Source organism: Fulvitalea axinellae (genome assembly GCF_036492835.1).
Classification (GTDB): Bacteria; Bacteroidota; Bacteroidia; order Cytophagales; family Cyclobacteriaceae; genus Fulvitalea; species Fulvitalea axinellae.
In genome coordinates this window covers 1,413,240-1,427,880 of the sequence record NZ_AP025314.1, presented here as the reverse complement: position 1 = coordinate 1,427,880, position 14,641 = coordinate 1,413,240, and the positions used below count along the sequence as shown (strand labels likewise).

The 14,641-nt window shown below is 47.4% G+C and carries 13 protein-coding genes; 6 read left to right on the top strand and 7 right to left on the bottom strand.

From position 1 onward, the window contains the following. Positions 1-323: 323 nt before the first annotated feature. Entirely contained in the window at positions 324-1,358 is a 1,035-nt protein-coding gene (locus tag AABK39_RS05795; RefSeq protein WP_338393971.1) for an ISAs1 family transposase, read from the top strand. A gap of 709 nt (positions 1,359-2,067) precedes the next feature. Here AABK39_RS05795 and AABK39_RS05790 read toward each other — a convergent pair. Then, a complete protein-coding gene (locus AABK39_RS05790) occupies positions 2,068-3,402 on the bottom strand; it encodes a TolC family protein (protein WP_338393970.1) in 1,335 nt (444 codons plus the stop codon). Positions 3,403-3,417: 15 nt separating this feature from the next. Beyond that, entirely contained in the window at positions 3,418-4,095 is a 678-nt protein-coding gene (gene sdaAB, locus AABK39_RS05785; RefSeq protein WP_338393969.1) for an L-serine ammonia-lyase, iron-sulfur-dependent subunit beta, read from the bottom strand. A 67-nt stretch (positions 4,096-4,162) separates the two neighbouring features. Between sdaAB and AABK39_RS05780 the strand changes: the two genes are divergently transcribed. The 4 genes from AABK39_RS05780 to AABK39_RS05765 all read left to right on the top strand — a co-directional run bounded on the left by AABK39_RS05780 (position 4,163) and on the right by AABK39_RS05765 (position 8,321). Beyond that, entirely contained in the window at positions 4,163-5,074 is a 912-nt protein-coding gene (locus AABK39_RS05780; RefSeq protein ID WP_338393968.1) for an aminotransferase class IV, read from the top strand. Positions 5,075-5,152: 78 nt separating this feature from the next. Further along, entirely contained in the window at positions 5,153-6,445 is a 1,293-nt protein-coding gene (locus AABK39_RS05775) for an aminopeptidase P family protein (RefSeq protein WP_338393967.1), read from the top strand. A gap of 404 nt (positions 6,446-6,849) precedes the next feature. After that, positions 6,850-7,821: a 6-phosphofructokinase gene (gene pfkA / locus AABK39_RS05770; RefSeq protein WP_338393966.1), complete on the top strand. Its 972-nt coding sequence runs from the start codon at positions 6,850-6,852 to the stop codon at positions 7,819-7,821. Positions 7,822-7,940: 119 nt separating this feature from the next. Then, the gene (locus AABK39_RS05765) at positions 7,941-8,321 is read left to right on the top strand and encodes a nuclear transport factor 2 family protein (protein WP_338393965.1); all 381 of its coding nucleotides are present in this window, start codon (positions 7,941-7,943) and stop codon (positions 8,319-8,321) included. Positions 8,322-8,674: 353 nt separating this feature from the next. Here AABK39_RS05765 and AABK39_RS05760 read toward each other — a convergent pair whose 3' ends face one another. The 4 genes from AABK39_RS05760 to AABK39_RS05745 form a co-directional block, all read right to left on the bottom strand. Then, a complete protein-coding gene (locus AABK39_RS05760; protein ID WP_338393964.1) occupies positions 8,675-9,253 on the bottom strand; it encodes a uracil-DNA glycosylase family protein in 579 nt (192 codons plus the stop codon). 1 nt (position 9,254) lies between these two features. Continuing rightward, positions 9,255-10,163 carry an EamA family transporter RarD gene (rarD, locus tag AABK39_RS05755; protein ID WP_338393963.1) on the bottom strand — a complete coding sequence of 303 codons (909 nt, stop codon included), beginning with the start codon at positions 10,161-10,163 and terminating at the stop codon, positions 9,255-9,257. A 164-nt stretch (positions 10,164-10,327) separates the two neighbouring features. Then, positions 10,328-11,116, bottom strand: coding sequence for an SH3 domain-containing protein (locus AABK39_RS05750; protein WP_338393962.1), 789 nt, complete (start codon positions 11,114-11,116; stop codon positions 10,328-10,330). A gap of 202 nt (positions 11,117-11,318) precedes the next feature. Further along, complete coding sequence (locus tag AABK39_RS05745; RefSeq protein ID WP_338393961.1) at positions 11,319-12,749, bottom strand: bifunctional metallophosphatase/5'-nucleotidase; 1,431 nt, start codon at positions 12,747-12,749, stop codon at positions 11,319-11,321. 260 nt (positions 12,750-13,009) lie between these two features. Between AABK39_RS05745 and AABK39_RS05740 the strand changes: the two genes are divergently transcribed. Further along, positions 13,010-13,981 carry a YpdA family putative bacillithiol disulfide reductase gene (locus AABK39_RS05740; RefSeq protein ID WP_338393960.1) on the top strand — a complete coding sequence of 324 codons (972 nt, stop codon included), beginning with the start codon at positions 13,010-13,012 and terminating at the stop codon, positions 13,979-13,981. Between the two features lie 4 nt (positions 13,982-13,985). On the opposite strand, the gene AABK39_RS05735 is transcribed toward AABK39_RS05740, so the two are convergent. Next, positions 13,986-14,609 carry an outer membrane beta-barrel protein gene (locus AABK39_RS05735; protein ID WP_338393959.1) on the bottom strand — a complete coding sequence of 208 codons (624 nt, stop codon included), beginning with the start codon at positions 14,607-14,609 and terminating at the stop codon, positions 13,986-13,988. Positions 14,610-14,641: the final 32 nt, after the last annotated feature.

Genomic DNA, 14,641 nt, shown 5'->3' with positions numbered 1-14,641 from the left:
ATCTGTTCGAAAATTATTCATACTCTCTAGACCGTCAGGCCTAAAGGATAATTTCTTATGCCTTTTCCTTCGTACCAATATCTCTTTCCTTATTTTCCCATTTTTATTGGTTTTACAGGGCCTGTTCATAAAGCGTCTGAGAAAATAGGAGCTTACCACCATGAATTGCAATTTTGAATTACCACAAACAAACTTGCGGTTGATGGATAAGCTCCCAAAAAAACGAAATTAACCAATACTACCTCCAGTTACAACTAGGCCTTGTAGACCACAGGAACGCCAAGGGAAAGAAGCACGAACTGGCTTTTGTCATTCTGTGCTTTATGCTTGCCGTATTCAGGAGCGGAGGAAAACTCAATTTCTCACAGATTCACCGCTCAATGAAAAGGGATCACGATTATTGGCGGGATTTCACAGGTGGTAAAAGTAAGTGTTGCGTGAGCCGTATTCAACTCCGCAGAATACTGAAGGATACAGATATCGAGGGACTTAAGGCGGTTACTGAAGCCACTTTTGGCGCAAACGAAACCATAGATCCGCAAGCTCGCCAATGGTTCTCGATAGACGGTAAAGAACTCCGGGGGAGTATCGACAAATCTTCGGGGGACAAACGCGGGGAAAGCGTGGTTCTTGTTACCGCGCAAGAAGATAAAACCAGCAAGGTCGTAGGCTACTATTCGGGCACTAAAGACTCCGAACGGGGAGTTGTCGACGAATACTTTGAAACTCAATCCGATCTTTCGGGAACGGCTTATACGATGGATGCCCTTCATAATAATTCCGGGCTACTGGAGGGAATCCACGGGAAACGGGGCGTTTACCTTTCACAAATAAAAGGGAACCAGAAAATACTCCGCGAAGACCTTGGGGATATGGAACGGAGATCAGACTGTTTGAACTATAAAAAGACTGTCGAAAAAGGTCATGGCAGGATCGAAACAAGAATATACCGGATCTACCTGGTGGAAACGGGATGCCTGGAGCGTCGCTGGTCGAATACAGGGATGAGCTGTTTCATAAGGGTGGACCGTACCCGTAAAGTCGTTAAAACAGGAAAAACATCAAGCGAGACATCATACTACGTCAGCAATATAAATACCGGTCTTATTGATCAATACAACTTGCCTAACGCCGTAAGGGGACACTGGTCCGTAGAGGCAAACAATAATATGAGGGATACGAACTTCGGAGAGGACGGGTTAAGGAGCCTTGTCTCTGGTATACAGCAAAGTGTTTCATGTATTTTGACTGCTGTAATGAATATTTTGATCCAAAGGAACGCTGGTGAAAATATGAATGAAATGCGAGAGGAGATCGTAGCAGATATAAATTCTATTCACCAATATTTTAATAGATAGACCTTTATGAACAAGCCCTGATTGGTTTTACATAAAGCTTGAGACTTCCGTTCTTAAATTTTATATGAATAAATTCTCACACAAAGACAAAGAAACTATGCCGGAGCTAATTAATTTGGGCACATAAGGTAATGTAATCATGCCCGTGACAATAGAATTGGTTGCATGAGTTGAAGGAGCTTTACCCATGACAATAGATTTGGAGGTATGAGGCGAAGAAACTATGCCGGTGACAATATATTTGGAATCATAAAGAAAAGAAATCGTACCTAAAGGAATTAAAACTGCATGCCCACCAATTTATTTAGGGAAATATAGATCCCATATTAAGGCTCACGACATCTTTATTAAAACCCATAATGCTTTATTCTAACCTTAAGGTTCTACCCTTAACATTATCGCATTAAAAATAACGACTAATAGCATATCCCTTCCGTCCTAATTCAACGAAATCATACCTGAAGAAAAAAGCACCTCTACCTAACTCGAAACTATAATTCCCTTCGGCGATAAAAATAATTTTGTCCCAAAGAAAAAAAGACTCCGAATTGAAGCCAATGCATTTCAGGTTATTAATTCTATCTTTTAAGAAGAAGAAATCAGGACGGAGGAAGTGATAATAGTTTACGGGAACCAATAATCTTCTGCGCATAAAAAAACCGCCACGCGGGCGGTTTAGGGTGCTATTGTCTATGGAATTGGAGTCGTACTATTCGAAAGCCAAACTCTGCCCTACGTAGAAGTCAAGCATCTTGACGCCGAACAGATAATTGTATTTGGCGCGAAGAAGGTCGGACTTGGCACGGAACAGGTTGTTCTGGGCCACTTGATAGTCCACGAAGTTAGAAGCGCCGAGTTCGTAGCGCTTTTCGGTAGCCTTGAAGGCTTCCTCAAGCGAAGACACCTGCTTTACGGCGGACTCGTGAGTGGCATAAGCCGCTTGCGCGTCGTTAAAAGCCGTCTCGATGTCTTGGCGAAGCTGGTTGCGGACACTCTCGGCCTGCAACTCGGCGCGTTGCTTGCCTATAAGGGCCCTACTCTTTCCGGCGCGGGCCGAAAGGCCGTTGAACAGCGGAATGGAAAGCGTCAGACCAACGTTTTTGTTCAGGTTGTTGTCATACTGCTTACCGAAGGAAAAGTCACTCTGATCGGAGTATCTGGTTCCCAAACCGGCTGATATACTGAGCGAAGGGAGAAAGTCGGCCAAAGTCTGTTTCACGGCGTAGGTGGCGCTTTCGACCCCCAAGTCAGAGGACTGGACCTCGGGCATGGTGTTCTCGGCGGCCTCGTATACCTGCTCCACGTTTTTTTGGTTCAGCGCAATGCCCGCGACGCTTAAGTCCGGCTCCACTATTTCCAAGTTGCGGTTGGCGGGCACACGCATGTTCTGCTTTAGCTGAAGGTACGCGAAGCGCAAATCGTTCTGCGCACGAACCACCTCGACGCGTTGGGTAGCCAACTGGGCCTCCAAGTCGAGTTGGGCCGTTCTGGGCCTAGAGCCCGCCTTCACCATGGCGACGATCCTTTCTAGGCGCTTGTCCGTGCTGGTCACTTGGAACTCGGCGGCCTTGAGCAACTCTTTGCGAAGCATTACGCTGAGGAAAGAGGAAACTATGCGGAGGCGGACGTCGTTCTCGGCCTTTTGGAGGTCAAGCTCCGAGGCTTGCAAGTCAATCTTGCTTTGCGAGAGGGCGTGCATTTTCCTGAGACCGTTAAAAAGCACGAGATTGGCTCCCACACCAGCGTTGTTGTTAACCAAACGGCGGTTGACGTAATCGTAAGTGGCTTGGTCAACGGAACGACCCCAGTTGGTCTGCAAGCCTACGTTGGCGTTTACGGAAGGTGCCAAGTCCAACTTTCTTTGTTTGACGTTGATCTTCTGTCCCTCTACGTCCAGCGTGGCGCCCAGAACACTCAGGTTGTTGGCGACGCCGTAATCGAGGCATTCGCGCAAGGTAAGTTTTTCCTTGCCGTCCTGGGCGCTCAGTTCGCCGCAAAAGAGGAAGGCGAACATCAAAACGAAAAAGCTGAGCTTTGGTCTCATATGCAAGTTGTTTGCTTAGGTTTCAATTATAGGTATATAAATGATGTCGTGAATCCAGCCCAAACTTTCGAGGTATTCCAAGGTAAGCGGGCGCACACCAGAGTCCATCTCTATTACTTGGCAAGCTTGGCCCTTTTTGGCCTTGCGGGTCACAGACATGTTGGCGATGTTGGTATTCTCGTGCGAAATGACGCCCGAAACGAAGGAAATAGTGCCCTCCAGGTCATTGGCCATGATAATGAGCGTGAACAAATTTCCGGAGAAATTGGCCTTGAAGCCGTTTACCTCCTTGATGTTAATCACGCCGCCACCGAGGCTCTCGCCCAAAATCTCGATTTCTTTCTTCCCTCTGCCGATTTTCAGCCTAATTGAATTCGGGTGTAACGTGGAGGCGTTGCCGATAGACCGGAACTTGTATTCCAAGCCCTGTTCCTTGGCGTTTTCAAAGGACGTTTTTATCCTTTTGTCGTCGGTTGCGTAATCAAGCAAACCTCCGATCACCGCCTTGTCGCTCCCGTGCCCTTCGTAGGTTCTCGCAAAGGAATTGTAAAACGTAATCTCCGCCACATCAGGCACACCGCCCAACACCTTCACCGCCATACGGGCGATTTTCACCACGCCTGCCGTATGCGAACTAGAGGGTCCGATCATCACCGGCCCAATCATATCGAATACACTGCTTCTTTCCGCCATAGTGTGAATGGTTCAAGTTTACTGATTTAATCGTAACTTGGATAAATATAAGTTTATAAGTGGTTGAATGCTTACACAAAGAGTCGAAATCACGAATTTAAACGCGGAAAGCCCTACCGAAAACCGCCGAATCCAAGCCTTTTCCGGACTTCCGCATTCCCGAGAACTTTCTGAAAACATGCCCTACCCGTTCTATCTCAACGGAGAAATTCTGACGAACACCGAACTCCACTTACCGACGGACGACCGCGGTTTTCGCTTTGGCGACGGCCTTTTTGAAACCATCATCCTTAACGGTCACGGACCAGGTGTCATCCCTTATCACTTGGAACGCCTTACGGAGGGATTCCGTTGCTTGGGAATGAAACCCGAGGCCGTCCCCACCACGCTGGAGCTGGTGGAAATAATCAACAAACTGACTCCGGACAACGACAACGGACGATCCCGAATAAGGATATTCGCATGGAGAAAAGGCGGGGGCCTCTACGCCCCACTCTCCGACGAAGCCAACCTGGTGGTAACATGGGCTCCCGCACCAGAAGCCAAAGAAATCCCGCCGGCCAAAGTTGGAATCTGCGAATCGACCGTATTGGTGCGCACGGCCTTTTCGCATTGCAAGACCATCAGCGCACTACCTTATGTAATGGCCGGTGCCGAACGCGATCGCAAAGGGCTGGACGATCTGATATTGTTAGACGCTTTCGGAAATGTCAGCGAATGCGTATCGTCCAACATTTTTTGGAAAGCGGAAGGCGTTTGGTTCACTCCTTCATTAGATACCGGTTGCGTAGCGGGCGTCACCCGCAGAAGAATTCTAGAAATGGCCGACGCCAAAGGTATAACAATTAAGGAAACCCGCCGACCGATTCGTTCCTTACTTATGGCCGAGTCTGTTTTCACGGCAAATACCGGAGGCTTGCGCAATATAGTGGAATTGGAAGGTAAGCGCTTCCCAAAACGCGAACGTCTGACCCCATAAGCCGAACGAATAAGCGTCCCGCTGTTTTTTCCGGAGACGGAAATAGTTAACTTGTCCATAACCCAAATTTTCTGAATAATGAAATACCTACCTATAGACGCGGCACTCTTCGTTAACAACCGCGAAAGATTCGTCAAGGAACTCAAACCCAAATCCCTGGCGATTTTCAACTCGAACGACATCATGCCAACCAACGCCGACGGCACGATGCCCTTCAAACAAAACTCCGACCTGTTCCACCTTTGCGGTATCGACCAAGAGGAAAGCATCTTGGTACTCGCTCCGGACTCAAACTATCCCGAGTTGCGCGAAATCCTCTTCCTGAAGGAAACCAACGAGGAAATCGCTATTTGGGAAGGACATAAATACACTAAGGAAGAGGCTACGGTAGCTTCGGGCATCAAGACGGTAAAGTGGCTCGACGAATTCGACCGCACGATGCAGACGCTGATGGGCGAGGCTGAAAACGTATATATAAACTCCAATGAGCATTACCGCGCTGTAGTGGAGGTGGAAACCCGCGACGCACGCTTTATCAAAGAGTGGAAGCAACGCTACCCGGCGCACAACTACGATCGCATCGCACCGATTATGCACAAGATCCGCCCTGTGAAATCGCAGATCGAGATCGACCAGATCCAAAAAGCCTGTGACATTACCAATACGGCTTTCCGCCGCGTGTTGGAATTCGTGAAGCCGGGCGTAATGGAATACGAGATCGAGGCCGAATTCATCCACGAATTTATCCGCAACCGCTCGAACGGCTTCGCTTACCAACCAATTATCGCTTCGGGCTTCAACGCATGCGTGCTCCACTACATCGAGAACAAAGCCGAATGTAAAGCCGGTGACGTGATTCTCTTCGACGTGGGTGCTGAATATGCCAACTACAACGCTGACATGACGCGCTGTATCCCAGTAAGCGGGCGTTTCACCGATCGTCAAAAGGCCGTTTACAACGCCGTTCTCAGAGTAAAAGAAGCGTCGAAAGACATGCTGGTTCCGGGCAACACCATTTATGAATACCACAAGGAAGTGGGCAAAATCATGGAAGGCGAACTGCTTGGTCTCGGATTATTGGACAAAGCCGATATCCAGAACCAAAACCCGGACTGGCCCGCTTACAAGAAGTTCTTCATGCACGGCACCTCACACCACTTAGGCCTAGACGTACACGACTACGGCGATTTCCACCAGAAAATCGTACCGGGCATGGTGTTTACCGTGGAGCCCGGCATCTACATCCGCGAAGAAAACCTCGGTATACGTCTTGAGGACGACTACGTGGTACAGGAAACCGGTTCGCCATTCAACCTCATGCGCGACATCCCTCTCGAAGCGGACGAAATCGAGGATTTGATGAACAAATAAGACGAAGCGTGAACTTAACCGAAAGGCTCGTTTTGTAAGTTTATCGTTACTAGAAAACCCAAAACATGATTAAAGTCATGTTTTGGGTTTTCTTTTTTACAAGGGATCGTTCCCGGAATCGAAACCAAATTATCCCAACAGTGGGAATAACAATAAAAACCGTCTATTTGCTTGTTCAAGACAACAATCGTTAAAAAACTATATTACAGATAGATACAAACTTAACAAGAAAGAATTCTTAGCCAAATGCAGTGGTTTTCGGTTTTACTTAAAAAAAAAAGCATCTCTGACCTATATCATCAAAACTTCCGGGGCAAAAATCTAAATTTGCTGGAAAGGGAATACCTCCAAACACCAAACATGTAGGAGGTATCTAGATTAAGGAAGATATAAAACACCTATAGATGAAAAAGATTGCTGTTTTGACCTCGGGCGGCGACGCCCCCGGCATGAACGCTTGCCTCAGAGCGGTCGTTCGTTGCGGACTCTACCACGGTATGGAAGTTTACGGAGTGAAGCGTGGCTATGACGGGCTTATCCGTGGCGACCTTTACAAGATGAAATCTTACTCTGTAAGTAACATCATCCAGCAAGGAGGAACTATCCTCAAGTCGGCCAGAAGTGTGGAATTCCGCACCAAGGAAGGAAGAACAAAAGCGGCAGAACAACTTAGAGACAGGGGCATCGAAGGCCTTGTGGTAATCGGTGGCGACGGTACATTTACCGGAGCTAACCTCCTGTACAACGAGCACGGCATCAAAGTAGTTGGCGCGCCTGGCACTATCGACAACGACCTTTACGGAACCGACTACACTATCGGTTATGACACGGCCGTTAACACCGCCCTCGACGCCATCGACAAAGTGCGTGACACCGCGAACTCTCACGACCGTATCTTCTTTATCGAAGTGATGGGCCGTGACTCTGGGTACATCGCTATCGAAACCGCCATCGGTGGCGGAGCGGAGATGGCTATGGTTCCGGAAACGCAAACCACAATCGAGGATGTAATCAACGCCTTGCAGAGCGGATGGGACAAGGAAAAAAGTGCGTCAATCGTGATCACTGCCGAGGGTAGCTCGGAAGGTTCGGCTCTCGAAATCGCCAACAAGGTTAAGGCCCGTTGCCCGGAGAAAGACATCAAAGTGACTACTCTCGGACACATTCAGCGTGGAGGATCGCCTTCGGCCGCCGACCGTATCTTGGCATCTCGCATGGGTATCGCCGCCGTTGAAGGCCTAATCGAAGGTCGTAGCAACGTTATGGCCGGAATCATCAAAGACGAAGTGACCTACACTAAACTGGAAGAGGCTATCAACGGAGAGAAACCGTTGAACACTGACCTCTTGAAGATGGTGAAGATCCTGAGTATCTAATCCAACAACGTATTCATACCAATACCGAAAGCCGTCATCATTGACGGCTTTTTTTGTGCCCTTCGCATAACATTCTTCCTCTTCTCCGCTTCTATCAACGAGCAATAAAACCGGAGCATATGATTACCGAAGAAGAGAGAAACACGTTATTGGACGCCGTAAAAAGGGCCAGCGAGACTTGGAAGCTCGCTTTTAACGGAAAATGCGCCGACGGGTGCGTCGCACAATACGAGACAGACGCAGTAATGCACGCCCAACCCTTCGGAACATTTAAGGGGCATAACGAAATCAGAAAATTTTGGCAAAAGCTGATTGATCACGGATTCACGGATATCAAATATTCGAATACCGAAATCGAGGTAATAGACAAGCACACCGCGGCGCTAAGTGCTGAATGGAGCATGAACAAAGCCTCGGGCGTAATTCATAAAGAATTATGGATCCTACAAAACGACGGTAGCGCAAAATTAAAAGAGGACGATTTTGAAGCCGTGGAATAACTAATACCCATATAAAAAAGTACCTCTCGGAATTACTCCCGAGAGGCCAATCAACAATCAAACTAAATTCCGTGAAAATGCACTCCTCATTTTCACTCAAACCCTAAAACAAACAATAACCACATAAAACTACCACTACAAATGCTCGCTTTAACATCGTAGCTTGATACAAATGTACAGCTACCCACCCCGCCAGGAAATGACAAAGGTCAGGCAATTGCATGATTATACAGCCTTTGTTCGTTTTTTTGCTATTCTATTGGCAAAATCCTATCAATCGTAGCTTTTTCGAAAAAACAAGAAGTTGCACATCGAAACGTTTGGAATAGAAATCACTTTACAGGCATTCAATATCATTGATCGGCCAAAATATCTTTGACTAATTCTTTTAATACAGGAATCAAATCCTTTTCGAACCAAGGATTGCGCCTCAACCAAATCCTGTTTCGGGGAGAAGGGTGCGGTGTGGGAAAATAATCAGGCAAAAAATGTTCGAAATCACGAACCGTCTCGGTTAAGTTTTTTCTGAAACTAGCCCCTAAATAGTGTTTTTGAGCGTATTGACCGACCAATAGCGTTAATTTGATATCGGGCATTGCTTTCAGCAACCGTTCTTGCCATAGAGGTGCACATTCGGGCCTGGGAGGCAAATCCCCGGACTTACCGGTTCCGGGATAGCAAAATCCCATAGGCACCAAAGCGAATAAATCGGGATTGTAAAAAGTATCATCATCCACGCCCAGCCACTCCCGCAGTTTCACGCCACTAGGGTCGTTCCAAGGAACGCCGGTATTATGCACACGGCTTCCCGGAGCCTGCCCCACAATAAGAATTCTCGATTTTCCGGAGGCTCTCACCACAGGGCGTGGCTCGTGAGGCAACACTTTAGCGCACACCTCGCAAGCCCGTATTTCGGCCAGTAGCTTTTTCATTTCAGACGACACTGACTTTTTCTTTTTTCTTTTTTTTCCGAAACTCTTTAACAGCGGAAAAAGCGTATACCGCCAATCCCGTCCAGATTAAGGCAAAACTGACCACATGGTCTCCGGAGAAATCCTCGCCGAAGAAAAACACGCCGATTAGCAACATAATCGTCGGTCCGATGTATTGCAGAAAACCCAAACTGGAAAAGGGAATTCTTTTGGCCCCTTCGCCAAAGAGGTACAGCGGAACAGACGTGGCTATACCGGAAAAAGCGAGCAATACCAGAACCGTCGGTTGCGCCGACACAGCTCCGCTTTCGCCACTCAGAAAATCAAACAGCAAGTATCCCACGGCTACGGGAGTTATTATCAAAGTCTCGGCCATCAGGCTGTTGATTGAATCCAACGCGTATTTTTTCTTGAAAAGGCCGTAGAAAGCGAACGTGAAAGCCAGAACCATAGCCGTCCAAGGAAAATTGCCATAGCCCACCGTCTGGTACAACACTCCAGAAAAAGCCAAGACTATCGCAACGGTTTTCATAGGCGTCATCCGTTCGTTGAAAATCAGCATGCCTAAAAAGACATTGACCAAAGGGTTGATATAATACCCCAAGCTGGCCTCTACGGTATGTCCAGCGTTTACGGCCCAGATGTACGTTCCCCAATTCAACGAGATCAACGATGAGGTAATGAAAAGCACCAGTCTGGTTTTTGGTTCCTTCAGATACCGGAAAATCTCTTTCCGACCCAAAACCAAGTTAAAGAGCAAAAGAAACACAAACGAACAGGCGATTCTATAAGCCAGGATTTCCATTGCCGGCACAGAATCCATGGCTTTCCAGTACAAAGGGAACACTCCCCACATCAAATAGGCACCTATTGCGAACAGGTATCCCCTTAAGCTTTGGCTATCGTTCATTAATCCAATTTTAATTTACTGCGCAAGTTACGTTTTTCCGGTCGCAATCACATTTCCTTTTGGTTTTCGGCTCTCGCTTCGCTTTGACAAACACAGAACCAACAAAAAATCCCCGAACTCGAAACGAAGTCCGGGGATTTTATAACGAGAAACATCTCGGAAACTTATTCCGTAGCGCCTTCCTCTTGATCTGAATCTGCCTCACCTTCTCCTTCGAAGTCATCTTCCTGACCTTCCTCAATGTCAGAGCGTTCTTCGGAAGAAGCTTGTTCCACCATTTCCTTGAGCGCCTTTACGAACATCGATTCCTTAAACGGAGTATTTTCCAAAAACGCTTGGGCTTTTTCCAAATCAATATTTCCATCCAGGCTACCCAATTCCTTGCTGAGCAATACCGCAGCGGTCACTTCTTTACTGTCCGTAGTGATGTCTTCGGCGCGCAACCAGCCTTTCTTAGTGCGTTTCTTTCCTACAACGCTAACCCAGCCGTCTTTTTCCTCGCCAACCGCCACAAGATCGGCCATGTTGAATTTCGTCTGCGTAACAGTCAGCATGTCCGGTCTGCGGTACACCGGCGACTCCTTCATAACGGCTCCCGCTTTAGCGTTCGTCACGATACCGTAATCCGAAACCCAACCTTCTTTACCGTCAGACAATTTCACTTTTCCGTAAGTGACTTTACCTTCCTTTACCGTGTCTCCCAAGAAAGTTACCTTTTCGCCCAAACTGATCGACGAAACCCACTTTCCTTGCCTTTTGGGCTCTTTGCGAAGGCTCAATCCATCGTAAACACAAATAGCGTCCACGACTTCGGCCACAGGTTCCGCCGGCGCCTCCACGACAGAAGCTTCCTTGGTTTGCTCGTTTCCGCTTTTTTTAGAGTCCCCACATGAAGAGAAAACCGTGGCAAACGCCAAAACAGCACCTAAAAAAACAGTATTCTTGCTCATCATAAACTTTAAGGTATTAAAGAAATATCGACTTCAAAAAAACAACAAATCTCACTGAGCAAGGTACTAATTTACTTTACAAATGAAAAAATCAAACGAAATGATTTCAATCATGACAATGATAATCACAATCGATATAAAAAAGGAAAAGCCGGACGCATAAATCGTCCGGCTTTTGATTGTCGACATAAATTTAGGCCAACATTTATTTTATTCTCTTCACGTTCGAGTAATCCGATAGGTTTTTCTTCGCTTTCACAAATTCGATTATCGCCTCGGCCGTTGTCAGTCCCGCTGGCGTACCGTCGCCAGAGCGGTCAAAGCTAAACGCACTATAAACATAATCGCTCATGCCTACGGTAAACGTTTTCTTCTCGTCCAACGGCTTTCCCGCCTTGTCATAAATGTTAATTCCAGTTACTTCTCCACCTGCGTTTCGGAGAATATCGTATTTTATTCCCGACACGAACAAATGACGCTTCAATTTCCCCGAACCGTAAAACAACAACGTCTTGATATCTTTCGCTGTCATAGGCACCATCGTCAATTGGTTTCCAAAAGGATCCAAAGCGAATATATCCCTGATCTTAATGTCGCCCTTCGGCAGTTTGTCCAGACGTACGCCACCGTAATTTTGTACGGCAATGTCAATTCCATCCTGATCAGCCAAAGCGTCAGCCATGAGATTGCCCAAAGGCGCCTGTCCGTCAAAACCGTATTCAGTCTTTCCGATTACCGTTTTGAAATAAGGATCGCTCTCATACTGCTTCAACAGTTCTTCCATAACCGGGTCAACGGCCCCCTTGCCTACCGGCAAAGATCTTTCGGTAAGAGAAACCAATTTTCCGTTTTCGAAAGTGGCCACCAATTCCCCGACGTATTTTAACATCGAATGGGCCTGCGTGATCAGCACGCCGTTCACCTTCTTACCGCCAGGAATCAGCACGTGGCTGTGCCCGCCCACGATAGCGTCCAGCTCGGGCATTCCCTCCGCCAAAACGGAATCGGGCTCATCGCCCAAATGGCTCAACGCCACAAACAGATCGGCGCTGTCTTTCAACGGCGTATACTTCTTGGCCGTTTCGTAAGGATTCGGAAACTTCAACCCTTCCACACGTTTTGGGTGCGTAGAAGGAATATTATCGACAAAGCTCTCCAACAATCCCAAAAAGGCGATTTTAGGACCTTGGGGTAATTCTAAAATCTTATATGGAGCGGGGATTTCCAAGATTCCGCCAGCCGATGAAACATTTGCGCAGACAAACGGGAACTTCGCTTGTTTCATCCGCTCGTTCAGTTTCACTTGTCCATAGTCGAACTCATGGTTACCCAAAGCGGAAATATCGTACTTCAGGTTATTCATCATATGCACCATCGGGTATCCTCTGTCCGGATACTGGTCCACGGTGACATAGCCGCTAAACAAGTCACCGGCCGACACTAACACCACATTCTCATGGACATTTCTGATACTGTCCACCATATACGCCACTCTCGGCAATCGGGCGATTTTGGCGTGCATGTCATTAGTATGCAAGATGACCACCTCGCCCGTAAATCCGCGCTCACCGGCGCAAGAAAACAAACCCGTGGCCAGCGCTAATCCGGCCAAGAGCTTTCTCCAACCCTTTTTCATTTCTATCCCGTTTTCTTATCCAAAACAAGCTTCAACATCACAAGCCTCAAACCGACTCGTACAATACAAACGGGCCGAATATAAAAATTATCGCGCTCCAGCCCCGCATTTACGTGAAGTATTATTTGATTGTTTAGGGAATAACGCCACACTCTCTCCATTAATTGTAAAAAATATCCGGCTTACGTCCCACAAAAAACGTTTTCCCCAAACCCAATGGCGTTTAGCGCCGTATCTTGCAAGGACCATAATCCAACCATATGAAAACAATCGACATCGCTATAGTGGGAGCTGGACCGTGCGGGCTCGCCTGCGCCATCGAAGCCAAAAAGAACGGACTCAGCCACTTGGTTTTCGACAAAGGGACAATCGCTGAATCGATTCGGAGATACCCCCTGCAAATGCGCTTTTTTTCTACTCGAGAGAACATCGAGATCGGCGATTTGCCATTCGCTATCCGCGAACCGAAAGCTAGCCGGGAAGAAGCCCTGACCTATTACCGAAAAGCCGCCCATCACTACGGGCTCAACCTCAGCCTGCAAGACAAAGTATTGGAAGTGACTCCGCAAGAGGAAGGCGGATTTATGGTCAAATCGGAACACCAAACCGTGCTTGCGAAAAATGTGGTAATGGCCACCGGTTATTTCGATAACTTGAAATCTCTGGAAGCCAAGGGCGAAGACCTTCCGCACGTAAAGCGCAGATATCGCGAGCCTTACGAGTTCGCTTTTTCAAAAGTGGTAATCGTGGGCGGAGGAAATTCCGCCGTGGAAGCAGCCCTTGACCTACAGCGCAACGACGTGGACGTAACCTTGGCCGTACGTAGCGACAGCTTCAAGATCACCGCTAAATATTGGCTGGTTCCGGATTTGCAAAACAGGATCAACGAAGGAAAAATCAAGCTGATTCCCAATTGTAAAGTTTCCGAAATCCGCAAAAAAGATTTAACCCTAACTCACAACGACGGTTCCGAAACCGTCCTTGAGGCGGACTACGTATTGGGACTTATCGGCCACTTGCCTGATTTCGAATTCCTGAAACGTTGCGGAGTCCACTGCGACGAAGACAGTGGCGAAACCGTCCATGACAAAGAGACTTTCCAAACGTCCGTACCCGGCATCTATGTGGCAGGAACGGTATTATGCGGTTCAAAAACGGAGAAAATCTTTATCGAAAACGGACGCGAACACGGCAAAGCCATCGTTCGGCATATTCTTCAAAAAGGTTTATAAGGAATCAGAAACGGATAGCAAAACCCGCGGAGATCACTCCGCGGTATCCATATCCCCCTTCAATATAAAAACCCAGCCTATTGTCGAAAGTCGAAACCCGCAATCCCAAAACCGAAGCTTGATAGGCAAAAAAAGAATCCCGGCTTTTTTCCACATCACCGGACTTTGTGTCTTTATTGTTCTGCGCAAGAAGGCTCACGCCCAAACCTAACGAAACATACATCGTAAAATATCTCGACTGCACGTACTCCCAATACACTTCGGGCAAAAAAGTAAGATAGTCCTGTTTCAGCTTCTGCGTATCCACCACCGTCCCTCCCACTTTCGTGTTCAGCGTTTTGTTTTCGTGCTGATAAACGAAATCAAGCCCCACCCCAAGACTCGTCAATAAAAAAAACCGATACGACACTCCGAAAGAAGTCGTCACCTCACCGTCATTTACATGCAATACCCCGCCGGAAGCGACAGGAATAACCAAATCGGCCGTTAGTTCCTCCAATTCTGGAACCGTAAACCAACCCACTCCCAAACCGAACTCATTACGCGCCCAAGTATCTTGGGCCCGAACCCCTGAAAACCCAGACACGCAAACCAACAACGTAAATGAAACGTAAAAGAAATAGCGCATAAACAACTCGTTACCTTCGTTTTCCGATCCGA